General features: G+C 38.3%; 24 protein-coding genes. 2 read left to right on the top strand and 22 right to left on the bottom strand.

Annotation, left to right across the window (positions count from 1 at the left end; genetic code table 11):
- Positions 1-39: 39 nt before the first annotated feature.
- From P0G38_RS06215 to P0G38_RS06175, 9 genes are all read right to left on the bottom strand, one after another.
- Complete coding sequence (locus tag P0G38_RS06215; protein ID WP_275854524.1) at positions 40-987, bottom strand: thymidylate synthase; 948 nt, start codon at positions 985-987, stop codon at positions 40-42.
- 16 nt (positions 988-1,003) lie between these two features.
- Positions 1,004-2,911: an ABC-F family ATP-binding cassette domain-containing protein gene (locus P0G38_RS06210; RefSeq protein ID WP_010749377.1), complete on the bottom strand. Its 1,908-nt coding sequence runs from the start codon at positions 2,909-2,911 to the stop codon at positions 1,004-1,006.
- Between the two features lie 203 nt (positions 2,912-3,114).
- On the bottom strand, positions 3,115-5,151 hold the full coding sequence (locus P0G38_RS06205; protein ID WP_005229585.1) for a cation:proton antiporter: 2,037 nt from the start codon (positions 5,149-5,151) through the stop codon (positions 3,115-3,117).
- 3 nt (positions 5,152-5,154) lie between these two features.
- The gene (locus tag P0G38_RS06200; RefSeq protein WP_010749375.1) at positions 5,155-5,436 is read right to left on the bottom strand and encodes a hypothetical protein; all 282 of its coding nucleotides are present in this window, start codon (positions 5,434-5,436) and stop codon (positions 5,155-5,157) included.
- Positions 5,437-5,624: 188 nt separating this feature from the next.
- Positions 5,625-7,745: a peptidoglycan D,D-transpeptidase FtsI family protein gene (locus P0G38_RS06195; protein WP_060792205.1), complete on the bottom strand. Its 2,121-nt coding sequence runs from the start codon at positions 7,743-7,745 to the stop codon at positions 5,625-5,627.
- 407 nt (positions 7,746-8,152) lie between these two features.
- Positions 8,153-9,178: an LCP family glycopolymer transferase gene (locus tag P0G38_RS06190; RefSeq protein WP_074535133.1), complete on the bottom strand. Its 1,026-nt coding sequence runs from the start codon at positions 9,176-9,178 to the stop codon at positions 8,153-8,155.
- A 254-nt stretch (positions 9,179-9,432) separates the two neighbouring features.
- Positions 9,433-9,633, bottom strand: a complete 201-nt coding sequence (locus P0G38_RS06185) for a cold-shock protein (RefSeq protein WP_005229578.1) — start codon at positions 9,631-9,633, stop codon at positions 9,433-9,435.
- Positions 9,634-9,774: 141 nt separating this feature from the next.
- Complete coding sequence (locus P0G38_RS06180) at positions 9,775-10,380, bottom strand: superoxide dismutase (RefSeq protein WP_060792203.1); 606 nt, start codon at positions 10,378-10,380, stop codon at positions 9,775-9,777.
- 76 nt (positions 10,381-10,456) lie between these two features.
- Positions 10,457-10,900, bottom strand: a complete 444-nt coding sequence (locus tag P0G38_RS06175; protein WP_275854513.1) for a GtrA family protein — start codon at positions 10,898-10,900, stop codon at positions 10,457-10,459.
- A gap of 132 nt (positions 10,901-11,032) precedes the next feature.
- On the opposite strand from P0G38_RS06175, the gene P0G38_RS06170 reads away from it, so the two are divergent.
- Both P0G38_RS06170 and P0G38_RS06165 read left to right on the top strand, forming a co-directional pair.
- Positions 11,033-11,842, top strand: a complete 810-nt coding sequence (locus tag P0G38_RS06170) for a DUF1189 family protein (RefSeq protein ID WP_275854510.1) — start codon at positions 11,033-11,035, stop codon at positions 11,840-11,842.
- Between the two features lie 26 nt (positions 11,843-11,868).
- Positions 11,869-12,864, top strand: a complete 996-nt coding sequence (locus P0G38_RS06165) for a phosphoglycerate dehydrogenase (RefSeq protein ID WP_275855222.1) — start codon at positions 11,869-11,871, stop codon at positions 12,862-12,864.
- 68 nt (positions 12,865-12,932) lie between these two features.
- Here P0G38_RS06165 and P0G38_RS06160 read toward each other — a convergent pair whose 3' ends face one another.
- From P0G38_RS06160 to P0G38_RS06100, 13 genes are all read right to left on the bottom strand, one after another.
- Positions 12,933-13,874: a glycosyltransferase family 2 protein gene (locus P0G38_RS06160; RefSeq protein ID WP_010749368.1), complete on the bottom strand. Its 942-nt coding sequence runs from the start codon at positions 13,872-13,874 to the stop codon at positions 12,933-12,935.
- Positions 13,875-13,931: 57 nt separating this feature from the next.
- A complete protein-coding gene (locus P0G38_RS06155) occupies positions 13,932-14,231 on the bottom strand; it encodes a HesB/YadR/YfhF family protein (protein ID WP_005229567.1) in 300 nt (99 codons plus the stop codon).
- A gap of 11 nt (positions 14,232-14,242) precedes the next feature.
- Entirely contained in the window at positions 14,243-14,908 is a 666-nt protein-coding gene (locus P0G38_RS06150; protein WP_005229566.1) for a potassium channel family protein, read from the bottom strand.
- A gap of 87 nt (positions 14,909-14,995) precedes the next feature.
- The gene (locus tag P0G38_RS06145; RefSeq protein ID WP_005229563.1) at positions 14,996-15,625 is read right to left on the bottom strand and encodes a response regulator transcription factor; all 630 of its coding nucleotides are present in this window, start codon (positions 15,623-15,625) and stop codon (positions 14,996-14,998) included.
- Positions 15,626-15,628: 3 nt separating this feature from the next.
- The gene (locus tag P0G38_RS06140; protein WP_081117280.1) at positions 15,629-16,696 is read right to left on the bottom strand and encodes a sensor histidine kinase; all 1,068 of its coding nucleotides are present in this window, start codon (positions 16,694-16,696) and stop codon (positions 15,629-15,631) included.
- A complete protein-coding gene (liaF, locus tag P0G38_RS06135) occupies positions 16,693-17,424 on the bottom strand; it encodes a cell wall-active antibiotics response protein LiaF (protein ID WP_010749367.1) in 732 nt (243 codons plus the stop codon). The genes P0G38_RS06140 and liaF overlap by 4 nt, the downstream gene beginning before the upstream one ends.
- Positions 17,425-17,576: 152 nt before the next feature.
- Positions 17,577-18,056 carry a transcription elongation factor GreA gene (greA, locus tag P0G38_RS06130; RefSeq protein ID WP_005229556.1) on the bottom strand — a complete coding sequence of 160 codons (480 nt, stop codon included), beginning with the start codon at positions 18,054-18,056 and terminating at the stop codon, positions 17,577-17,579.
- A 115-nt stretch (positions 18,057-18,171) separates the two neighbouring features.
- On the bottom strand, positions 18,172-19,515 hold the full coding sequence (gene mltG, locus P0G38_RS06125) for an endolytic transglycosylase MltG (RefSeq protein WP_275854497.1): 1,344 nt from the start codon (positions 19,513-19,515) through the stop codon (positions 18,172-18,174).
- 61 nt (positions 19,516-19,576) lie between these two features.
- On the bottom strand, positions 19,577-21,109 hold the full coding sequence (locus P0G38_RS06120; protein WP_275854494.1) for a lipopolysaccharide biosynthesis protein: 1,533 nt from the start codon (positions 21,107-21,109) through the stop codon (positions 19,577-19,579).
- Between the two features lie 88 nt (positions 21,110-21,197).
- Positions 21,198-22,304 carry a glycosyltransferase gene (locus tag P0G38_RS06115; RefSeq protein WP_275854491.1) on the bottom strand — a complete coding sequence of 369 codons (1,107 nt, stop codon included), beginning with the start codon at positions 22,302-22,304 and terminating at the stop codon, positions 21,198-21,200.
- Positions 22,301-22,657, bottom strand: coding sequence for a DUF2304 domain-containing protein (locus P0G38_RS06110; RefSeq protein WP_010749362.1), 357 nt, complete (start codon positions 22,655-22,657; stop codon positions 22,301-22,303). The genes P0G38_RS06115 and P0G38_RS06110 overlap by 4 nt, the downstream gene beginning before the upstream one ends.
- A 1-nt stretch (position 22,658) precedes the next feature.
- Positions 22,659-23,435: a glycosyltransferase family 2 protein gene (locus P0G38_RS06105; RefSeq protein ID WP_051095375.1), complete on the bottom strand. Its 777-nt coding sequence runs from the start codon at positions 23,433-23,435 to the stop codon at positions 22,659-22,661.
- A complete protein-coding gene (locus tag P0G38_RS06100; RefSeq protein WP_060792197.1) occupies positions 23,404-24,186 on the bottom strand; it encodes a glycosyltransferase family 2 protein in 783 nt (260 codons plus the stop codon). The genes P0G38_RS06105 and P0G38_RS06100 overlap by 32 nt, the downstream gene beginning before the upstream one ends.
- Between the last annotated feature and the right edge of the window lie 142 nt (positions 24,187-24,328).

Here is a 24,328-nt window from a genome sequence, read left to right as displayed (position 1 = left end):
CCTCATTCCTTTCTTTATGAAATGAAACCAAACAACCACTTAAACTGCGATCGGTGCTTTGATCGTTGGATGCGGATCATACCCTGCCAAGGTAATATCTTCCATTTCAAAATCAAAAATCGACTGTTTTTCAGGATTTAACTGTAAGGTTGGCGCAGGACGTACCGAACGAGTCAACTGTTCCTTCATCTGTTCCATATGATTGCTGTACAGATGAGCATCGCCTAATGTATGGACAAAATCCCCGACTTCTAGTCCAGTTTCATGAGCAATCAGGTGCGTTAATAGCGCATAACTAGCAATATTGAAGGGAACGCCTAAAAAGACATCGGCACTGCGTTGATACAATTGACAGCTTAAGCGACCCTCATGAACATAAAATTGAAACATTGTGTGACAAGGTGGCAACGCCATCGTTGGTACATCTTCAGGGTTCCATGCGGAGACGATCAACCGGCGAGAATCCGGCGTCGTTTTGATCATATCGATCACTTCTTTGATTTGATCGATAAACCCGCCCGTACTTTTTTCCCAATGCCGCCATTGATACCCATATACATGGCCCAAATCGCCGAAGGTTTCAGCGAAAGCATCATCAGCTAAGATTTTTTCACAAAATAGTTTCAACTCATGTTGATACTGTTCATTGAAAGCTTCATCCACTAATGAACGGCGACCAAAGTCTGTCATATCAGGACCTGTATAAGCATCACTTTTAATATAGCGTTCAAACGCCCATTCATCCCAAATGTGGTTATTATGTTCCAGCAGGTAGCGGATATTGGTATCTCCCTTTAGAAACCACAATAATTCGCTCTTGATCAAGCCAAAAGGAACTTTTTTTGTTGTCAGCAAAGGAAAGCCTTGGGACAGATCAAAACGCATTTGATGACCAAAGACACTGCGTGTTCCCGTTCCTGTACGATCACTTTTATCATTGCCTTCTGCTAATATTTTTCTTCCTAGATCTAAATATGCTTGTTCCATCGTTCTCTCCTTTACTCTATACAAATTCGCTCAAATATTCCCAGCGATCCATTTTTTCTGCCAGTTGCGTTTCAACCTCGCTGATTTCTTGCTGTAATTTTTGTAGCTTAGTAAAGTCCGCGCCTTGATGATTCATTTCTTCGGTCAAAGCGGCTGCTTTTTCTTCTAATGCCGCGATATCATCTTCAATCGTCGCCCACTCTTTTTGTTCCATATAACTCAGTTTCTTTTTGACAGGCGCTGCAGCAGACGCCTCACTTTCAGCAGAAAGTGAATCGGTTTTTGTTTCTTTTGGCTCTAGTACACTCGAACTAGCTTTATTGGTATTGGCTGCTAGATATTCATTGATGGAACCAAAGTAGGACGTAATCCTGCCATTTCCTTCGAAGATCAGCAATTTTTGGGCAACTTTATCTAAAAAGTAGCGGTCATGGGAAACAGTGATGACTGCACCTGGAAATGTTTCCAAATAACTTTCCAAAATCGTCAAGGTATCAATATCCAAATCGTTAGTCGGTTCATCTAACAAGAGAACATTTGGCTGTCCAATCAATAGCTTGAGTAAAAATAGTCGTCGTTTTTCCCCGCCAGACAGCTTGCCGATCTTGGTGCCATGCATGGATCGCGGAAACAAAAACTGTTCCAGCATTTCTGCGACACTGACTTGGGAGCCATCCACTTTTTGCACTTCCTCGGCTGCTTCTTGCAAATAAGCAATCATTCGCTGATCAGGGTTCATCGCTTCAATCGTTTGCGTATAATAAGCCATTTTCACAGTCACGCCCATCGTACGCTCCCCTTCTTCTAAAGGCAGGCGACCAGCTAAAATATTGAGCAACGTCGATTTGCCCGCACCGTTTTCTCCTGTGATCCCTAAGCGTTCTCTTGATTGAATCAACAAATCAAAGTGAGACAAAATCGTTTTGTTTTCAATCTGATAACTTGCATCTTTTAGCTCTAAGACTTGTTTGCCTAAGCGTGTCGTAGCAACATCAATGGCCACTTCGCCGTTTCGTTTTACTTGATGTAGGTTTTCTTTTAAATCATCGAAACGATCGATCCGTGCCTGTTGTTTCGTTGTACGGGCCTTCGCTCCAGTGCGAATCCAAGCCAACTCATGTTTGTACAACTGCTTGCGCTTGTCTTCTTGCGTCTCCTCCACACGTTCTCTTTCTGCTCGAGCATGAAGATACGTCTCGTAATTGCCCTGATATTCATGCAGCTTGCCAAAAGACAGTTCAAAAATCCGATTAACGACTCGATCCAAAAAGTAGCGATCGTGGGTCACCATCAGTAATGCACCCCGATAATTTTTTAGATAGCCTTCCAACCATTGGATCGCATCATAATCTAAGTGGTTAGTCGGTTCATCCAATAACAACAAGTCTGGTTCATCGATCAATACTTGAGCCATAGCCACTCGTTTCTTTTGACCTCCAGATAACTCACTGACCTTTTTTTCTAACTCATTGATCCCAAGTTTTTGTAAAATAATCTTGGCAGTTGTATCTGTATTCCAAGCATCGGCTTTATTCATCGCTTCTTCTGCCAACTGATAATTCCGTTGCGTTTGTTGATCCAAGCCATTATTCTCTAAGGCAATCAGCGCTTTTTCATAGTCACGAACAACGCGAATCAGCGGACTGGTGCCTTGAAAAACAGCATCTACAACAGATAATTCTTCTTGTAACTGATTGTCTTGAGTCAAGAAACCGATGCGATAATCTTGGGCGGCAAATACCGTTTGGCGATCGCCATCACCGCGATCCAAACCGGCCAAGATCCGTAACAAACTCGATTTACCCGTGCCATTGACACCGATCAAACCGATTCGATCTTTTTCATGTATCAGAAAAGAAAGCTGATCAAACAGTGTTTTTTCACCATATGTTTTGGTTAATTCACTTACTTTTAATTCTTTCACAGAATCCCTCCTGAGTTTTTTCTTCGCTCATTGTACCACATTTCATCAGCGGAAACGATGAGAGAAAAAAATCAATTTTTGTAAAAAAAGAATGCCTTCGTCAGTCTACTCCTTCTGATCATCGATGTTGATCATTGTTTAGGAATAACCTGACGAAGACACTCCAAAAAACGTGCCTCAAGTTGTGCGCCTCTTGAGACGTATTATCGGCGAAACATTCGCTGCTTCGGCTGTTCTTCTGCTCGAGACATCGCATACGATTCTAACAGATTGACATTGCGTCGGTATTCATTTGCAGAAATCGTTGAGATTTTCTCAGCCACTTCATATTCATCGATCGTCTTGCGCTCAAGGTAATAGCCCCAAAGGACTTTCTTAACAAAAATCGGGTCTTGCTCGATCATGATCGTTTCAATGAAATTGCTGTGTTCAAATCGTTTGATGCTCATTTCTCGTTGACGAATAAAGAAATTGATCAGCGAGGAATCATAGACATCTTCTAAATTGCTCAAACTGTGAAAAATATATTCACTGTTCTTTAAGTAGATTTTTTGTACTTCAGAAATGTCTCGTTGCTTCAAGGCAGCTTTTAACTGCTGCTGTCGCTGTAAAAACAAGCGAGGATGAATCAAAATACGGATAAATCGCTGAATAAAGAAGAGCCAAAAACTAAAGAATGAGAGAATTTGTTTTGCGAGGGAATGCTGCTGCTGAGAAATAAACCGTGAATAAAAACGGTAGCCATTTAAGCTGACTTTCCCATTTCGATAAGCTTCATCCAAGCCGTCTTGTTCGATCGATAGGATCAATCCTTGAATTTCTTGGATTTCTTGTTTTTCTGAATCAGTCAAACTATTGCGATACAACTCCCAGCGCCGATTTTCATAGGAATTGATGACAGCATCGATCGCTAAACGGCCTTTATCCGATAGTTCCTGCTTTTCTTCTGCTTCCAATTGTTCGATGACGTCTTCTAAGATCAGCAAGTGATTGAAGTCGACGCTTTCGGCAGCTTCCCCATCTGCCAAGTATGGCAAGACCATCACGCTGATGATCAATGTCAGTAAGATCACACAAGCGGTCAAAAACAGAAGCAAGCCTCTTTCATGAAAGGGTGCATCATGCACCATCACAGGCAAAATAAAGATGGCTGCCAAACTGACTGTTCCCTTGACTCCGCCAAAAGTCAACAAGGCGACTTGATTCATTGATACTTGTTTTTTTGACTGTAAAAACCAATAGTAAAACAACAAAAAGAGAAAACGAACAAGGAAGATCACCGCCGTGATCACCAAAATCGTAATCACTAGATGCCAGTTTGCATAATTATTGCTCTCCCAGATTGGTGAAAATACTTGTGACAACTCGATTCCTAGAAAAAGAAACACCAATGCATTCAATGTAAAGACAATGGTCGACCAAGTACTTTCTGAAATGTTCGCCAGCTCTGCATCAAACAATGAGATCCGGCGTTTTCTTTGGGCTTGGGCTACACCTGCCACAACGGCTGCGATAATCCCTGAGACGCCAATCATTTCTGCCAGCAAATAGGCAGCAAATGGCAAGAGCAGTTCAATCAATAAGTATACTGTGACATCTTGTGCCGAGATTTTTTCAATAAAGCGCAAAATTCGGCGTTTCAGCCACACGATCAAGTAACCGACAAGCCCGCCGCCGATACTAGAGAATAGGAGCTGGAACCCTGCGTTGGCTGCTGAAAAGCTCCCGGTGGTCAAAGCTACGATAGCAAACTGCAATGCGGTAACCCCTGAAGCATCGTTCAGTAAGCCCTCGCCTTCCAGAATGTGCATAATGTTTTTGGAAATTTTCAAACGTTTTGCTAATGAGGAGACTGCCACTGCATCAGTTGGTCCTAACGCAGCACCAAAAGCGAAACAAGCAGCCAGAGGAATCGTGGGCATCAACCAATGGAGCGTTCCGCCGACAGCAAACAGTGTCATTAGAACGCCGCCAAAAGCCAAAAACAACACGATCTTGCTGTTTTTGAGGATTTCAGGTACATCTGCTCGTTCTCCTTCACGAAACAGCAATGGTCCAATGATCATTACTAAAAACATTTCCGGTTCAAAAGCGATTTCCTGTCCCATTTCTGTTAAACCTAGTAAAATCCCTAAGATGATTTGAATAAAAAAGATCGGTACCGAGGGTAATATTTTGCTCGCCACATTTGATAACGTGACGAGAATTGCAATGATAATGACGAGTTCAATAAATTCCATCCATTACCCTCTTTTCTTTCGAATAGCTAATAACAGCTCAAGAAAATCTTCTTTTTTCAAAAGGATCTTATCGTTTAAAAGATCTAACTCCTTTTCGTTATTTTCAATTTCGCATTGGACACGCCGTGATTCCAAGCGGTAAAGATCGTGTTTCATTCGCTCAAATTTACGGAAGAGCAATGGATTTTTCCGCTGCAAGTATTCACGAATCTCTTTTTTTTCAGCTGGTGTAAATTGTCCCAACTGTTTCATCAGTTCTTGTTTGCTTAAACATTCCTTGTTCATGATTGTGCTTTGGGCCCCTTTTATTATCAGTTTATCTTTTTATTTATCGTATAAATCAAAATTATCTCTTGACCGCTAGTATTCTAAGCCAATCATTCAAAAATAGCAAGTCTTTCTCACTAAAAGATGGTTTTCTGTCCGCATTCTTATAAACTAAAAAAACCGCAGCTTTCACTGCGATTTTTTGTTTATTTCATATACAAGTCGTAATAAGCATCCATGATCTCTTTCGCGATTTGAATATTTGGATGCGTATCGGTGTCTCCTTTTAATTGAGGCATCACGATCGCAATCGCAATATCCGCATCACTACTTGGACCGTAGGCAACGATGTTTAAGTTAACTAAGCTGATGGTATTGCCATTACTATCCACGATGGGTGTTTCGGCAGTACCTGTTTTGGCAGAGACTTCCATTTTCGCAGAAGCCAAGCCTTTGGCAGTTGCCCAAGCATCCGTTCCATGAACCGCATCGTAAAAACCATTTTGGATAATTTGCATTTGCGCATCTGATAAACCAACCTCGTTCAATACCGTTGGTTCGATGTCCTCAATCAGCGAACCTAGTCCGCCTGTTTCATCATTGTCGTAGATTCCGTCAACGATGTGAGGCTGCAATCTTTTGCCACCATTAGCAACAGTTGCTGCATATTGTGCCAGTTGCAGTGTCGTATAAGTATCAAACTGGCCGAATGCTAAGTCGAGGATCTTTCCGCCATCACTGACAGGGTCCATGTTCTCAATGGATGTGCTGATACCAGTTGCTTCTCCTGGTAAGTCGATACCTGTTTCAGTTCCCATACCAAAAGAGGCAAAAGAGGAACGGAGTTTTTCGTAGACATCCCCTTGACGATCCACTGTTGGAATCGAGATGCCTGACTGATAATTGATGCCCATCAAACGTAAAGCGACTTGCATCATATAGGAGTTAGAAGAAACTTCCAATGACTGCTCCGCAGAAAGATTGCGATTATTTGCCCCAGTTGGGTTGAAAATAGAAGCTTTTACATCGGAGCCGATTCTGATTGGTTGATCCAGCAGCACTTCGTTGCCGTTTAAGACGCCGTTTTCCCAACCGGCAGCCAAGGTTCCTGCTTTGACGACGGACCCTGGTACAAAGGAATTAATAAAGGTACCAATGGCATTTTCCTGCATTTCATTTGATCCCGTGTCATGATGATACCCGGACATGGAAAGGACACCGCCGGTTTTCGGATTTAACGCCACTGCGTATACCCCTGGGGAATACTCTGCAGCACCAGAATCAATCAGTTTTTGAAAATTGTCTTGCAAAATCTTGTCAACTTTCGCTTGAAATTCAGCATCGAGTGTTAGAACCAGATTATCCCCCTTTGCGCCTGCAAAGGTTTCTTTTTGACTTTCAATATTGTTGTTGTTGTCAAGCGATATTTCAGAGATGGATTTTGTTCCTTGTAAAACTTCTTCATATTGCTGTTCTAAATAACTACGTCCAACGCGATCATTACGTGCGTAACCTTTTTCTAAGAATTCGTCTAGAACTTCTTCAGGTATTCCTTGTTCTTCACTAGTCACCGTTCCGATCAAACTAGCCAGAGAACTTCCTTCAACGATCTTTCGTGTCCAATCGGTCCCGGTGGAGATTCCTGGTAAATCGACCATGTTTTCAGCAACAACTGCCAATTCTTGGTCAGACACATCCGACGTCTTAATAAAGACCGTACTCAAGGATTGTGCGCTGTTCATCCGCTTGAAAATCGTGGCTGCTTCTAATTCGGCATCGGAAAAATTGATTTCTTCTTCAGTCACTTTCTCAACGGTTGCCGCATATTGTTCAGAAGTACCTAAAGAACGCTCTTCATCACTCAATCGTTCAGTTGCTTTTTCAAGATTGTCTTCATCTGCCAACCAAAAGTCCTTAAGATCTCGATCAGACAAGTTTTTGTCGACTGGCATTTCGATCAACTCGCTCAATTTTTTGGCCGTTTCTAAAAGATCTTGAGCGGTCATTTTGTTTCCACGGGTAAAAGTGATTGCTGCATTGGCTTGATTTTCCACTAAAGCTTTCCCAGAAGCATCGTAAATCATCCCCCGAGGGGCACTTCCTTTTACTTCCACTACAGATGAAGCTTTCAATTGCTGCTCAATATTGTCGCCATTGACGATCTGTAGATAGCCTAATTGGACAATCAATGATACAAACAAAGCAAATATAATAAAAAACAAAAAGTTCAATCGAAATGGAACATGAGATTTGCGATACGATTTGGCCTTTGGTTCTTCTGGCCCCTTACGTATCCCTTGGACAACTTTATCTTTCAAATTCTTCATCTCATCTATCCTTCCAATCTATAATGACTACTGTCCTATTTTACCAAAAAATTCGATCTGAAACAGAAAAAACAAAAAATATCCATTAATCCTTAGAAAAAACTATAAAAACTCAACGATATCTGCCTGAATGTTTCACAGATAGATTATTTCATTTTCACTCTTTCATGAAAAAATTGTTTTTTTAAGCTTTCTTCTGTTTTTTCATTTGTTGATTTCGTGAAACAAGATATACATTTCAGTTTTTGTGGAAAACTAGATCGATTGAAGCGATGGAATCTTTCATATAAACGAAAAATCGACACACAAGCAGTTGCCCATGTATCGTTTCCGCTATACTATCAAACAGTTGAAGGAGATGTGTAAAGCGACACACCCTCAAATGATCGAAAGACAGCTATATGGTTTTATTCACTCGCATCCTCACCATCGGAAAACACTGCACTGTCATCATAGAACTGATAGTTCACATAGCCTTGCGTATGTTCATCTCCTTGTGAAAGCTGATTGTTTGGAGGGAGGGCCAGTTGTTCTCTGAGTGTATTTTGCATGTGTAAGAGCTGATTGACCCCTAAAAGCTGATAGTAGACATCATTCAACATTTGCCCTTCCCCTTGCAGCTGCTCTTGATGAATCGTCGTAAAAGCCGGTAAATAGTTTTTTCCGATATCCAGCATATCGTCCCATGTCAGATCCGTCTTTGAATTTTTCTCAACTGCTTTTAATATTTTCTGATAATTATTGACTCCGTCCAAACTCATTATTTTTTTTAGAATTTTTGTTACAACCTCACGTTGTCTTTTCTGTCGACCAATATCTCCTTCTGGGTCTTCTTTACGCATGCGTGCATAAGCTAAACCAGTTTTCCCATTTAAAGTGATTTTTCCTTTTGGAACATGAACCCCCTCTAGCGTAAAGTCGATATCATTCGTTACTTTGATCCCACCAACTGCATCAATCAAATCTCTCAGGCCTTGCATGTTGATTGTCACATAATGATCAATCGGTATATCCAAAAGATTTTCCACAGAATCCATTGCCATGGCTTCTCCGCCAAAAGCATATGCGTGATTTAACTTATCTAGCGTTCCATACCCGACGATTTGAGTAAATATATCCCTATCCAAGCTAACAATCGTAGATTGCTTTTTTTCTGGATTTACTGTAACAACCATCATGCTGTCTGAACGGCCTTGTTCGGTCCTTCCTAAAGCTCCGGTATCAATTCCTAGTAACAAGATGGAAAAAGGTTCTCTTTTTTCAATGTTGACAGTTTCTGAACGCCTTTTTGTTTTTCGATCTACTGGTTTAGAAATATGTTCAAAAGTTGAACTTGTATCTTTATAAACTTGCAAGCCGTACACAGTTAATCCGATAATTCCCAGGACTAAAATCCCTAATGTTCCTATTACTATTCTTTGATATTTTCGCATCTTGCACCTCGTCCGATAAAAATAACAATCGACTAAATTTTCGCATAATTTATATCATACAGCAATCTCATTTGTTATAAAACTTTTGTTTTAATAAAAATGTAATGTAAATGAAACAAAACGAAAGTATCCCTCACTTGAAGGAAAGAAATAATTTTCTCATTCTTTTCCTTCATGGTTTTGCCAGAAACTAGCTAGGACGAAAAAAACCTTGCTTAGCTGCAAGGTTTTCAGTCGATTCTGTAATTAAGTAATTAGACTTTGGTCACTTCCGCTGCCTGCGGTCCGCGGGCACCTTCAACGATCGTAAATTCAACTTCTTGTCCTTCTTCAAGCGATTTAAAACCATCTCCTTGAATGGCAGAGAAGTGAACAAATACATCATCGCCACCGTCAACTGTAATAAAACCAAACCCTTTTTCGTTGTTGAACCATTTTACTTTCCCATGTTCCATAGTGTGTAAAGCCTCCAATAATTATAATCCGACGATTCCGTCGATTTCATTATAGCGGAATATGTAAGCGTTAGCAATAACGAAATTTCTTTCCATCAACAAAAAAGAAGCCCTTAGACAGGCTTCTTCCTAATAGTTTGTTTAAGCTTTTGCGAAATATTCGTTCACTTTATCCCAGTTAACAACACTCCAGAAAGCATTGATGTACTCTGGACGAACATTTTTATATTTTAAGTAATACGCATGTTCCCAAACATCTAAACCTAAAACAGGTGTTTGACCATCCATCAATGGTGAATCTTGATTCGCTGTTGAAGTGATCGCTAGTTTACCGTCTTTAACGACTAACCATGCCCAACCTGAACCAAAACGTCCAGTTGCAGCAGTTTTAAATTCTTCTTTAAAGTCTTCAAAGCTGCCGAATGTTTCTTCAATTGCCTCTTTGATTGCCCCAGTAGGTTCGCCACCAGCATTTGGGCCTAAGATTTCCCAGAAGAACGTGTGGTTAGCATGGCCGCCGCCATTGTTGCGAACCGCTGTTTGAATATCTTCAGGTACAGAAGAAAAGTCTGCTAATAATTCTTCAACTGTTTTTTCACCTAATTCAGGATGTTTTTCAATCGCTGCATTTAAGTTTGTTACATAAGTGTTGTGGTGTTTATCATGATGCAAATGCATCGTTTCTTCATCAATATATGGTTCCAATGCATCGTATGCGTAAGGTAAATCTGGTAATGTGTAAGTCATAAAAAAAATCCTCCTCAATGATAATGTTTACATAAGTAACATTATCAGACTATCAGACTTTGTTCAAAAAATATGCTTACTTTTTCTCACTTTTTTTCGTATTGAAAATCAAAAATTTACTAAACACATAATTTGCCAAAACAACAACGACTTGGGTGACCAGCTTGGCAACAAGATCGCCGGTAGCTAAAACTGAGATAAAGAAATACATACAGAGCATGTCCAAGCCTAATGATATAACGCGAAAAAAAATGAACTTTCCAAATGCCGCCCAAGACTCTTGCTTCGTTTTTGTTTTTGCTTCGAAGACCCATAACTTATTTGTAAAGTAAGCGAATAAAACAGAAGCGATCCAAGAAATCACATTCGCTTTCTGGTAATAAAAACCAAACCCTTCACGAAAAATAAGATAGACGACAATATTGACTACGGTGGTCAAACCACCAAAAAATAAATACGTGAGTGGCTCCCACAGTTTTTTTTGTTGTAAGATTTGTTTGTATTCAATAAACTTTTGCATACATATGCCTACTTTCATTACTTTATTTACTTATTCAATAGATATTTGGCTCTTTTTTTGTGAATTCCTTGTAATCCTGAGAACCCTTCGTTACAATTACTCTAGTTATACCACAAAGGAGTTTATCAGCAAATGACTATCGTCCAACTATTTAAAATTGCTTTTTTTCGAATACCAGAGCTAAAATTCGTCAAAAAAGCAGAGTTTTCCAAAGTGATCGTTTTTCTATTAGGTGCAGCCGTGATGATGGCTTTGCCAATTACCATCAATGTCTTAGGCGTCTTTCGTGATGTGCAAGCAGATGGACAAAAAATCGGAGAAACGATTCCTGATTTCACGATCGAAAATGGACAGCTTTCTGCCGCTCCAAATACGCAAGGATTCATCTATCAAACCGATTCGATCATCTTTACTTTTGATCCTGATGGCAATCGTACACCAGCGGATATTGCATCTGATGTCACCGGCTCGGTGATCGCAGTAGGTTTGTTAAAAGATCAGCTGGTCATTCGTATCCCTTCTTCTGGTTTCTCAACGTCTATGTTCGATTCAAACCAATTAGAATTTGATTATAGTGAACCAGCACTGCGTAATCTTAACGGTCAGGCGATTCGTGAAACCTTATCCAACCAAGCGATCCCATGGCTGATAAAAATCATTGTCTTTTTTGTCGCCTTATATCCCACGTTTGTCAGCTTACTGATCACCTTAATCATGGGAACCTTTATTGCAACGATCTATACGAAATTGAAGCTATTCTCTTATACCTTTTTCGAAAATTTAAAGATTCTCATTGTCTGTGCTGCATTGCCTACACTCATTAGTGTTATTGTACAACTAGCGCTGCCTTCCTTTGATGCTACCACCTTTATTTTGTTTGGTTCCCTATTCTTATTTACACAAGGTGTCAAAGATTCACCAAAAATACAATTAAAAAAATGATCTATGCCATGTTCAATTCATTGAACATGGCTTTTTTCTCATTCTTTGCTACACTTAAGATACAAGGAGGCTTGGCAATGAAAAAAATAATCTTAGCCACTCGCAACTTTCGCGACACGTATGTGGAACAAATGGAAAAAGACTATCAATTTATCGTGTACTCAAAGGACCAAGCAATTGATTGGTCACAAGTGGAAATCACTATCGGTTGGAAGCCAGCATGGAACGAACACCTGTTAACCGAAAAAACAAATTTGAAATGGGTCCAAGCGATTTCGGCTGGTGTGGACACCTTGCCATTAAAAGAGTTTGCAAAATACGACATTCTCTTATCAAATGGCAGTGGCATCCATGCAGAATCGATTACAGACCATTTATTGGCTTTGCTCTTTATGGAAAACCGCGGGATTTTCCAAGCAATCCAACAACAAAGAAAACAGCAATGGGCACCGGATACGATTCCTTATGCAAAGCTATCTGATCAAGAGATTTTGATCGTTGGTACGGGACAAATCGGCCAAAGATTAGCCAAAGCATTAACCTTTTTTGGTGTACATCCGATCGGCATTAATACAAGCGGCCATGAGGTGGCGGGTTTTGAAAAAACGTTTGCGTTATCTGACTTACACGCTTGCGCAAAAACCGCCGATTGCATCATCAATATTCTTCCACTGACAGAAGAAACCACACATTTGTATGATGAAGCCTTTTTTGCACAAATGAAGCCTTCTGCTTCATTTTATAATGTCGGTCGTGGTCCTAGCGTGGATACTGCCGCATTAACAAAGGCATTAGAGAAAAAGCAGCTGGCATTTGCCGCACTAGATGTTTTTGAAGAGGAACCTCTACCAGAAAATGATCCGCTATGGCATACCGAAAACCTGTTGATTACTCCTCATATCTCAGGACACACGCCCCATTTTCAAAAGGCATTTATGGATATTTTCTTAGCGAATTTCCAACAATTTTTAACAAAACAAGAACTTGTTAAAAATGAGATAAACTTGGATAAGGGATACTAACAAATTCTTTCCGAAAAAAAAAGTGTACAGTTGAAGGCAACCCCTTCAAATTGTACACTTTTATTTTATCATTGTTTTTCTTGGTCTTTTTCGGTTTCTTTCAAGAAGTACAAGGGTCTATTTTTAGTCTCTAAGAAAATTTTTCCGATATACTTGCCGATGATCCCTAAACAAAGCAATTGCAATCCACCAACAAATAAGAAGATACTGACCATTGAAGGCCACCCTGATGTCGGATCTCCAAAAATAAAGGTTCTTATCACAATAAAGATCAAAGCAATCAGAGAACCAAAACAGGAAAGCGCACCAATAAACGAGGCGATATTCAAAGGTGTATCTGAAAAATTGACGATGCCATCGATCGAATATTGGAATAACTTCCAAAATGACCAGGACGTCTCACCCGCTACTCTTTCTCGATTCTCATAGGCGATGTATTCTGTATCAAACCCAACCCAGCTGAAGATCCCTTTTGAAAAGCGATTGTACTCTGACAGCTGTAAAACTGCATCAACCATATTGCGGCGCATCAAGCGAAAATCTCGCGCACCGTTTACCATTTCAGTATCGGCAATTTTGTTGATGATGTTATAGAACGAGTTCGAAAAAAAACTGCGAATCTTTGGCTCACCTTTTCTATCGGCACGTCTCGTACCCACACAGTCAAGCTCTGGTTTACTTCTTAGCAAAGAAAACATTTCAGGTAGTAATGACGGCGGATCTTGTAAATCTGCATCCATTACAGTGACAAAATCGCCTCTAGCAGCTTGTAGCCCCGCATAAAGAGCAGCTTCTTTGCCAAAGTTTCTCGAAAAAGATAGATAGCGAACACTTTCAGGGTGGGCGTGATACAAGTCTCTTAAAACAGACAGAGTTTGATCTGAAGACCCGTCATTAACAAAAATATATTCAAAAGGCATATTTAAGTGTTTCTTCACTTTTTCTGTTTCTTCAAAAAAAATCGGCAAGCTTGCCTCTTCATTAAAACAAGGTACAACAATTGATAACATCGGTTTCATCTCCTAGAGCCAATCGTGGGAAATCGGTCAGCTGGGACCGAATCCACATTATTTTTTATCTTCGCTAAAATCATATTTCGGTTCATCTAACGTTTCATCATAGTCCACAGTTAGATCATAGCCTTTGAAAAACCATTCGTCTGCTTCATCAATAAAAAAAAGCAAGCCATCAATGGTTTGTTCGACGATCGGACGTTCTGGTTTATCGACTGACATTCCCACGGAAAATCCGTCATGCACTTGTGTTTTGCCATAAATTTTTCCGAAAAAACGAATCCCGCTTCCTTGGTCTACCACCAATTCTTTTTTAAACCATTGCATTGCTTCAGGACTTATTGTTAAGTTCATTTTCTTCACTCCTAATCATTCATATGTTCATCAAGTATATCTACATCATCTGTATTGCCGATCACGAGTAAATTGTCATTTTCACGCACGATCGCCTCTGCATCAGGCGAAACGATCACTTGTCCTGGTCCCCGACGAATCGCAACGACTGTCAGACCATACTTTTGTCGAAAATTCAGTTCAATCAGGGATTTATTGAAAAAACGTGGATTGGACACACGAATCTCTGCTAGAGAAAATTCATCAGATAGTTCAATATAATCTAAGATATTTTTGGAAACTAGATTATGGGCGATGCGAATCCCCATGTCACGTTCGGGATGGACGACACGGTCTGCGCCGAGTTTTTCCAGTACACGGGCATGGTATTCGTTTTGGGCTTTCGCTAAGATATTAGGAACACCCATTTCTTTTACCATCAAGGTCACCAAAATACTGGCTTGAATATCCTCACCGATCGCAACAATGACATGGTCAAAGTTACGGATACCCAATGAACGTAACGTCATCTCATCTTGTGCGTTGCCGACCACTGCATGGGTGGCGATATTCATATACTCATTGACACGATCTTCGTTGCTATCGATCGCCAATACTTCTTGACCTGATTCAATCAACGTACGACAAATACTACCACCGAAACGGCCTAATCCAATAATTGCATAATTTTGCTTCACCACAAACGCTCCTTTGTTTGCCAGATCATTATTTAGTATAACAAAAACCTCCCCTGCTTGCCATGAGGAGGTATGATTATTAAGATTTTATTTTATCAAGCCATGTTTAAAAGCATATATCGTGGCTTGTGTACGATCTTCTACTTCTAATTTTGATAAGATATTTGACACATGTGTCTTCACTGTTTTCAGCGTAATGAAGAGTGCATCCGCAATCTCTTGGTTGCTCTTTCCTTCGGCGATCAACAGTAACACTTCTTGTTCCCGATTGGTCAAATCTTCATGCAGGATCGGTGTCCGATTCGTCAAACGATCCATCATTTTCGTAGTGACTTCGGGTTCTAAGACCCGCTCTCCTCGCTGGGTTGCACGAATGGCTTCCGCAATCTCATGAGCAGTAGACGTTTTTAACAGGTAACCTGCCGCACCCGCTTCTATTGCAGGATAGACTTTTTCGTCATCAATAAAACTAGTGACAATAATGATTTTTGCTTCGGGCCAATCATTTAAAATCAATTTCGTAGATTCGATCCCATCCATTTCATCCATCACCAAATCCATCAAAATCACATCTGGACGTAATTCCAATGCCTTTTCATACCCGACTCGACCATTTTCCGCTTCCCCAATTACTTCTATATCGTCTTGAATCGATAGATAAGAAGAGACCCCCAGACGAACCATTTCATGGTCATCAACTAACAACACTTTAATCATACGTTATGCCTCCTTCAACAGTGGAACTTTGATTTCAATACTGGTTCCTTGATTTTTAAAACTAATAATTTTCAACGTTCCGCCAACGGCACTTACCCGTTCTCGGATATTCATCAAGCCATAGCTGCCAGCCTTTTGATCTTGTGGATCAAAGCCAACACCGTCATCGATCACCCGCAATAACACGTTATTATCAATACGATGCAAGTAAACTTCCAACTCATTGGCCTTGGCGTGACGCAGTGTATTAGACAAGAGTTCTTGGATCACACGAAAGAGTTGATCTTCAATCGAACTAGGCATCGTAAAGTCTTCAATATCCCAAGTCAATAGAATTTTGATTTTGGTCTCTAATTCTTTTAACAATTGCTCGATTCCTTGCTTTAGACTCTTCCCTTCCAAAGTAACAGGTCGTAGATGAAGCAAGAGCGCCCGCATTTCAGATTGCGAAGCATTGATAATGTCTGTGACCATAGCTAACTGTTTCTTTTGGCTTTCTGGAGCATCTGTTCGAATCGCTTGCTCATTTAGTGCAGACATCATCATCATGGCGGCAAACAGCTGTTGAGAAACAGAGTCGTGCAATTCACGAGCCAGACGCTGCCTTTCTGCTTCTAAAATCTCTTCTTTCGTCTGACCATCAACAAACTGCGGTTTCGCATTCAATTGCTGTAATTCCATCGACATCTGTTTCATCTTCGATTGGATACTGGCAATATCACGATCCACATTCGCAATCAAATGGTTTTCAGACGCATGGGGGATTTTTGTTTCTAATAAAGGGCTATCGATATAGCCGCTGGCTAACAGTCTTAACTTTTCTTCCACTGGACCGTATTGACGGTTGCGAAAAAAAGAAATCAGTAAAAAGATAGCTAAAGCAATCAATGCAGATATTACAAGTAAGTGAAAGACGATTGGGATAAAGAAGAGCTTGATTTGAAAGACTTCTATCAGCCAATTATTTTTCCCACTGGCATACAAATAGGAAAACAGCATCAAAATCATGGTAAAAAAACTTGCTAATCCTGCATAAAAAGCGATCATGCCTCTTGAAAATTTCCCGATCATACCCGAATCACCTCAACATCACCAACAAGGGTATTCGTCAAGATTTTCAAACGCCGACTATTTTCGCCATAATCAGGGCTGTAGATCGTCACTTTTTCATTTTTCAAGCTCGTTTCTTCGCCTTCAAAGATTACAGAGCCAATAAAAGTACTGTGCTCTAATTTGATTGCTATACCAGCAGGCACTAAAATACGAGTTCTGCCAAAGCCTTTTCGTACGATCACGACGTTTTCTTTCTTAGGCAATAAAGTGTTGCCTAGATCGATGAAAGTGTCTCCCGTCAAGATATCTAAATTGATATCGTCCCATTCATAGACTTGACTGCCGATCCGTTCATTGCCTAACCATTGCTGCTTTTGTTTCAGTGGATGATCAGCTTTGGGTTCTTCAGTTTCAACGATAATCATTTGTTTTTTGCGCCAGAATGAATTTTTAGTTAAGTCGATTCCGGTAATCTCGACTCCTTTTAAACCAATAAATAAAATCGCAAAAATCAGCATCAGCCACAGTGCTGGACTATTTAACAAACTGATCAAAATAGCAATGGAACTTGAGACCATCAAGAAATTTTTAAAATTGCTCTTGCGCTCACTTCGGTTCACAAGGACCAAGCACGTCACACCAAGTATTAATAAAAATAATAATGGCGGATTAGATAAAATTTGCCATACCGCAAAAAGCAGTAAGAGCGCTTCAACAATAAAGAAAAAACGCCAAGGACTTTTCATTCAAGCTCCTCCTCCTAGTAATTCTACTCTATCATACCTGAAAAAAATGGTTTGTCCATCCGTCGCTGGTCCGAAAAAAGACCCTGTTTGATCAAATTCCCTAAAGGAGAATGAACAACAGGGTCAACTAGATTGATCGAGTGATCAAGCAATTAGCTTTTCTTTACTTCTGTGATTCTTACTTGCATATCTCCGCCTGGCGTTGAGATCGTCACTTCATCATTGACTTTTTTCCCAATCAAGGCACGAGCGATTGGTGAATCATTTGAAATTTTCCCAGAAAACGGATCTGCTTCAGCACTACCGACGATCATGTACTCTTCTTCGTCACCATCAGGCAACTCAACAAAAATCACTGTTTTTCCGATGGAAACTTCATCAGAGTCTACACCCTCATTATCAATGATCTCTGCAAAACGAATCATATTTTCTAAAGTAGTGATTCGGCCTTCGACAAACGCTTGTTCATCTTTAGCAGACTCATACTCTGAGTTTTCGGATAAATCGCCAAAACTGCGGGCTACCTTTATACGTTCAATGATTTCGCCGCGTTTTACCGTTTTCAATTCTTCTAATTCTTGTTCTAACTTTTCTTTTCCTTCAAGTGTCATTGGGTAAACTTTTTCTACCATAGTTCTTTTCTCCTTTTAGTAACTTCTAATAAATCGCAAAAGGTAATCTTTTGCGATGAGTCCACAAAAGATTACCATGCTTTTTTTTAAATGTAAACTATAAACCTATGAAAATTTAATTTGAGGTATTGTTTACATATTGTTCCACTAATTGCATATGCTGTTCATAGGTTTCCGCAAAGTAAACTTCTTGGGTATGAATATCAGCAACGAAATAATAGTAGTTGTTCGGTGTTGGATCTAAGACCGCTTGGATCGCTGCTTCACTTGGATTGTTGAATGGTCCAGGTCCGTAGCCAGTATGCACATAGAGATTATAAGGAGAGTCAACTTGAGTGTCCTCATAAGTAACTAGCTCTTTGTGCTCACCTAACGCGTATAGAATAGAAATATCCGATTGCAGCGGCATATCAATCGCTAAACGATTGAAAAATACCTGTGCGATATTTTTACGATCTTCTAGCTTACTACCCTCTTTTTCAACAAGTGAAGCCAAAGTAAGGACTTCTTGAACCGTCATTTCTTTTTGAGCGATTTGATCGAAATATTTCGACAAGACTGAATTTGATTTATCCACCATTTGGGTAACGACTTCTTCTAGGGTATTCCCTGTATAGTAGTCATACGTCGCTGGGAACAAGTATCCTTCTAGTCGGTAACGCACACCTTGCGCATCGCCGGCACTTGCTAAAAGCTCAGGATAGGTTTCTTTCATTTTTTCAAAGAACTCATCGCTTTCCATCAAAGCTAAGAAATCGTCTTTCGAGATATTCGTTGCTTCCGCTAGAGCATCACCGATTTGATCAACATCAAATCCTTCTGGAATCGTCACTTTTGCATCAGAGGTGACCGAGCCTTCGCCATTTTGCAACTGCTCACTTATCGCTTCCAGTGTCATATTTGGTGAAAAATGATATGTTCCTGCTTGAAAGCCCGTCAGATTATTAAATTTTGTGTAATAATTAAAAATCATTCCACTTTTGATAATGTTCTCATCCTCTAAGATCTCACCAATTGCTTTATTCGAAGAACCGCTTGGAATAACAATCGTCACCTTCTCAGTATCATCGGGATCTAATGGCTGCAAACTTGAAGTAACATATCGATAAGCTGAGAAACCTAATATTCCGCCGATTATTAAGAAAACAAGAACAACAATCATCACGATCTTATTAACTATTTTGTCTTCCTTGCTGCGCTGCAATCTGCGTTGGTTTTTCCCCGTTAAATCGTCATTATTTGGGTCTATTTTATTATTGTGACCAAAAGCTTTACTTTGGCTTCTAGAGCATTTTTCTTTCTCTGTGCTTTCTTTATTCGACCGAGAAATGATTGATTGACGCTTTTCTTGCTGAGAATTCAATTCGCTTCCTATATCCCGTTCTTTGTTTTGGTTTGACTCTAAAGACTTTAAAACTTCGTCTTTAAACGATTTTTCTGGATGCTGTTGTTTAGACAAAACAACTCCTCCTTAAATTCTTCTTAATTAAATGATATCACTTGTGAAACTGTTTTAGAAATTAATTATGTTTTTTTCTTAAAACAAGGTGTAGGAACCAACGAAATTCTCTTCGTTTAATATTAATAGCAATAAATGAAGATATTAATATTATACTTGTGATTAAAATTTGGAGAATAAAACCTTGAAATCCTCTAAGCTCTGATGTCAATAGAGCTGTTACAATTGCCAATATTAAGCCTATTACTGTTGTGCCATAATTTTTAACAGCTAATATTGCAAACTTTTTAAACGGTTCAGAAAAACCATGTTTGTATAAAACATATGGTTCAAACCAACATGAAATCGTTATGCTGGATATGATGGTTCCTAACAAAACCCCATCAACGCCTAGATGGAACACTGTGATGAAAAGTATAGAAAGTCCCAAATTCACTATAGATTCGAAAACCGGTTTATACTTCTGGTACCATGCCAATCCATAAGCATCAATAAAGCTAAGCGCACTTTTCCTTGAAATTGTTATAGAAAAATTTAAAACAATTAATATTACTGTAAAAAAACTAAACGTAAATTTACTGCCAAGCCAAAGAATAATAAATGGGTTAAACAACACAATCAAATAGAAACTACAAAAGTAGCCGATAGAATGAACAAAAAAAAGATGATTTTCAAACATACGCACTGAATCTGAACGGGAACCAGTTATTCCGACGTTTCCAATTGTAGCGGTCATTGAATTAATAATCTGATTGATTAAATTTGTAACGGAAGTAACTATTAACGTGTAGTTCACATACATTCCTACTTGAGATAAACCTATAAAAATTGAAATAAGGATGTTGTCAGTTCCGTTAACAACCATAGTTCCTATTTTATTGGTAAATTGACCAATTGTGTTTTTCTTTATTTCAGATTTTAAATTTTGCGGCAACTGTGTATCACTGGGTTTATCCTTAAGATAAGGGAACTTTTTATCCGCTATAAAAGAAATACTTAGATTAGCAGCTATCGTACTTAAAAGTTGAAAGATTAGATACGCAGTAAAGCTACTATATAGCATTATAGCAAAACAACTTGAGATTTGAAACATCATCCAATATAAAAAGTCATTTGAAGCTACTATATAGTTCTTTTGATCTGCTATAATTATACTTCTTTTATAAGTGAAGAAATATGACACTACTGTATTTGATAAAAACAATAAATAATACAAATACAGATGATCAATCTGAGCAGAACTATCTACGATAAAGGGTAAAAAAGGGATTAGAACGAGCCCTAGTCCTGCAATTATTAAGCCAATCAAAGTATATATTTTTTTATAAAATTTCATCAGAATTTTCACTAGTTCGACTTCATTTTCCGCTAAAGGTTTATAAAGCGAAAAAATCAAGGCAGGTCCTATCCCTAGCTCAGCAACAGATAGAACCATCAAAATATTACTTATTACACCATTGAATCCCAGTATTTCAACACCTAAGAATTTAATAAAAAGAGTTCTTGTAACAAAACTCATAATCATCTGAATTACAAAAATAACTCCAGTGATAAATGAGTTCTTAAATAAGTTTTTTGTTTGATTATTTTCCATTAGAATCCTTTCAACTAAATAAATTTTATTTTCTTTACTCAATATCTCGCTGATTGAACCATTGGATAGCAAACCAACAAAGTAAAATTTATTTTCTTTTAGTCTCTTGTTCTTTTAAATAATCCACCACAGGCTGAAACGTTTTTTCAAACGTATAGTTTGACTTACCATATTTGTATATGAAGTTTGTCAGTTCTTTCTTCGACATGTTTTTTCTCAAAGAATCATACCATTCAACGACTTTTTCAATATCTAGCGGTGTATCGTCATTGGGAATTTTGTAATAAAAAGATAAATTTTCTGAATCCAGCTCTGTTTTAACCCCTGATATAATAGGTAAACCTTTTGCTAAATATTCCTTTCCTTTTAAACTACTATTATAAAAAACACCCGATCTATGACGAGCCAAAGAGTCAATTCCAATATCTGCTGTCTGATAAAATCGATCTAAATCGGAAAATGCTATTCTACCATGAAACGTAACCTTGTCTTCTAATTGATATTTTTTAACCAATTGTTCATATTCTTTAAGCACAGGACCATCACCAACTAGTTGAAACTGAATCTGGCGTTGTGATTTACTTGATTGATAATAATTATTCAACCCTTCGATGACTCTATCATAACCATGGTAAAAGCATAGCGCAGCTACGCCTAAGAGTTGTATTGAATCACTCGAACATTTAATTAATGGCGGACGCTCCGGAAAGTCGTATGCATTTGAAATATTTAAGCATGGAATATCATAGATTTTTTTATCGTCGGAATAAGTAACGAACAAATCAACATACAATTTCAACTTAGGAACCCATAATTTTTCTTTGCTTTTTATAATCCATTTAAGCAAACCCTTGAATTCATTTATGTAAGGATATGTCGGAATTTCCATAATAATAAGAATCTGCGGATTCTGTAATTTTATTTTAGTTAATAAGTCAATAACACTTTTGTCTAAGACGGCGCCTTTTCTTATATAAACAAAGTCATATTCAATCCAATTAATATTATCAGACATAAAATATTGTTTAGAAAAAAATGGGATAACATTGCGAATTAGGTGAAATATATTTCTCTTGGGATTAATCGCCTTATATATAGTAAAATTGTTCTTTTCAAATTCTTCGATTTGTCTATAGATTTTTTTCTCTATACCACCAGCATGCGATAGATCTTGCGATAGATATACGCCTCTCATTGTTTCTCCTTTTTTAATTTATTCATTTCATGTTTTAAAAGTGACAATTGCTGTGTCAATGTTTTAATTTGACGTTGGGTATTTATCAAGGCAATACTGCTTGTTAAAGCAATAAATAACAAAAAAGCAGTTAATGTAAACAATGCTAATGAAGTCAGTGTGGTGATCCCAAATGAGTGAGCAATTTTTGTTCCTAAACTGGGAAACAAAGCGCCAAAAATCATGATTACGCTTAAAAATAACCACTTATTCATTTGTCTGACTTCTGCATGATCTTTCCGAATTAAAAATATCGTTAACAATAAAAAACCAATTGCTAAAAAAATAGCAATTATTTGGAGCTGTATTGGCATATTACTTATCCTCCCTCTCAATCAAAGAAGCAATCAATATAGAGATCGAAACATTAAACATATAGGCAACTGAGTCCAACAAATGAATGCTTGATTTCCCACTAGTCCTCTCAAACATTCTAACGCCGACTTCTTTTACTCTAATGTTTTTCGCAATTAAATGCATATAACTCTCAGGTTCTGGATATTGACTTGGGTATCTACTAACAAATTGTTCTATAACTTTTCTGTTGCCCGCTCGATAACCGCTTGTAACATCCTTTATTCTTAGACCAGTCAGCATATAAATTAAATTGGATAAAATTTTTATTCCTGCCTGCCTGGCACCAGTGGATTTAAAACTAGATTTACTATCAGAAACAAATCTTGAACCAACAGTAAAATCAGCTACGTCATTTATGAGAGGCTCTATCAAATTAGGTAGACTTTGAATATCATGCTGTCCATCCCCATCAAACTGAACAGCGATGTCGTAATCATTTTCTAAAGCATAAATGTACCCGGTCTGAACTGCTCCACCAATACCAAGATTATTAACAAGTTCAACATGGTTGATATCATTTTTTCGAAGGATTTCTTCTTCATTGTCAGTTGAGCCGTCGTTTATTACAATGTAATCAAGGATATATTTATAATTTTTTCTATAATCATTTACTTTGCGGATAACATCTTCAATACCGTCCGCCTCATTATAGGCTGGAATGATTAACAATATTTTGGGATTCAATTTTATCTCATCCTTATTTTCATAGTTGATTGCTCTTTTGGTTATTAACATAATATTTCATCAATAACTTCGCAATAGTCTTTCCCCAGTAACGTTGGTACAATTCGTATTCCTCAGCTTCTCTTGTCTTTGAAACTGTATTAACCGTTGTTTCTGATTCTGAGTGGATACGATGATACATCAAACGTTCAGGAATGTATAATATTTCTCCATGGCGCTTCATTATGCGTTCCCAAGCATCCCAATCAACCGCCATTCTTAAAGATTCATTAAAAGAAAAATCTTTTAACCGATCTAAATCATATGATACAGCTGGGCAACATATAAAATTACCAAAAGCATATATTCTGCGCTGATATTTCTTGTATGGCAACAAACTCAGTAAATGCAATCCGAAGGTCTTTATTTTCAAATTAACATTCCGTTCTCTTATGTTGTCTTGCTCATCAATTTCTTCATAATCACAAAATACTATATTAAGATTATTGTTTTCTTCGAAAGAATTCAATATTTTTTCTCCATAGTTTGACAAGTAGAGATCGTCTTGATGAATAATTGTCGCATATCTTGTTTCTACAACAGACAAAGCATTGTTCCAATCCTTTCCAATACTGCCTCCCTCTTTTATAAATAAAGGGATCCCATATTGTCCAGAAATTTTCTTTATATATTCGTTTGGCGTGCTTGTGTACATTATTATCTTGGAATTATTATTTAAAACACTCGTCTGATTCTTACAAGATTCAATACATTTTATTAAAAATGGCGATTCCTTATATGCACAAATTACAAAGGTATGCATTCTCTTCCCCTTTCCTATTCTAGAGCTGCCGCTACAAACTCAATCTTTAAAATTATACTCGACTTCTAAATAAATCTCAATAATCAAATAAAATATATAACCTTTTCTTACTTTATCATACTTCATCTTTTTAAGATTGTAT

Source organism: Enterococcus casseliflavus (genome assembly GCF_029215545.1).
Classification (GTDB): domain Bacteria; phylum Bacillota; class Bacilli; order Lactobacillales; family Enterococcaceae; genus Enterococcus_D; species Enterococcus_D casseliflavus.
Note: the sequence above shows the minus strand (reverse complement) of the source record. Positions and strands in the feature narration are given on the sequence as shown.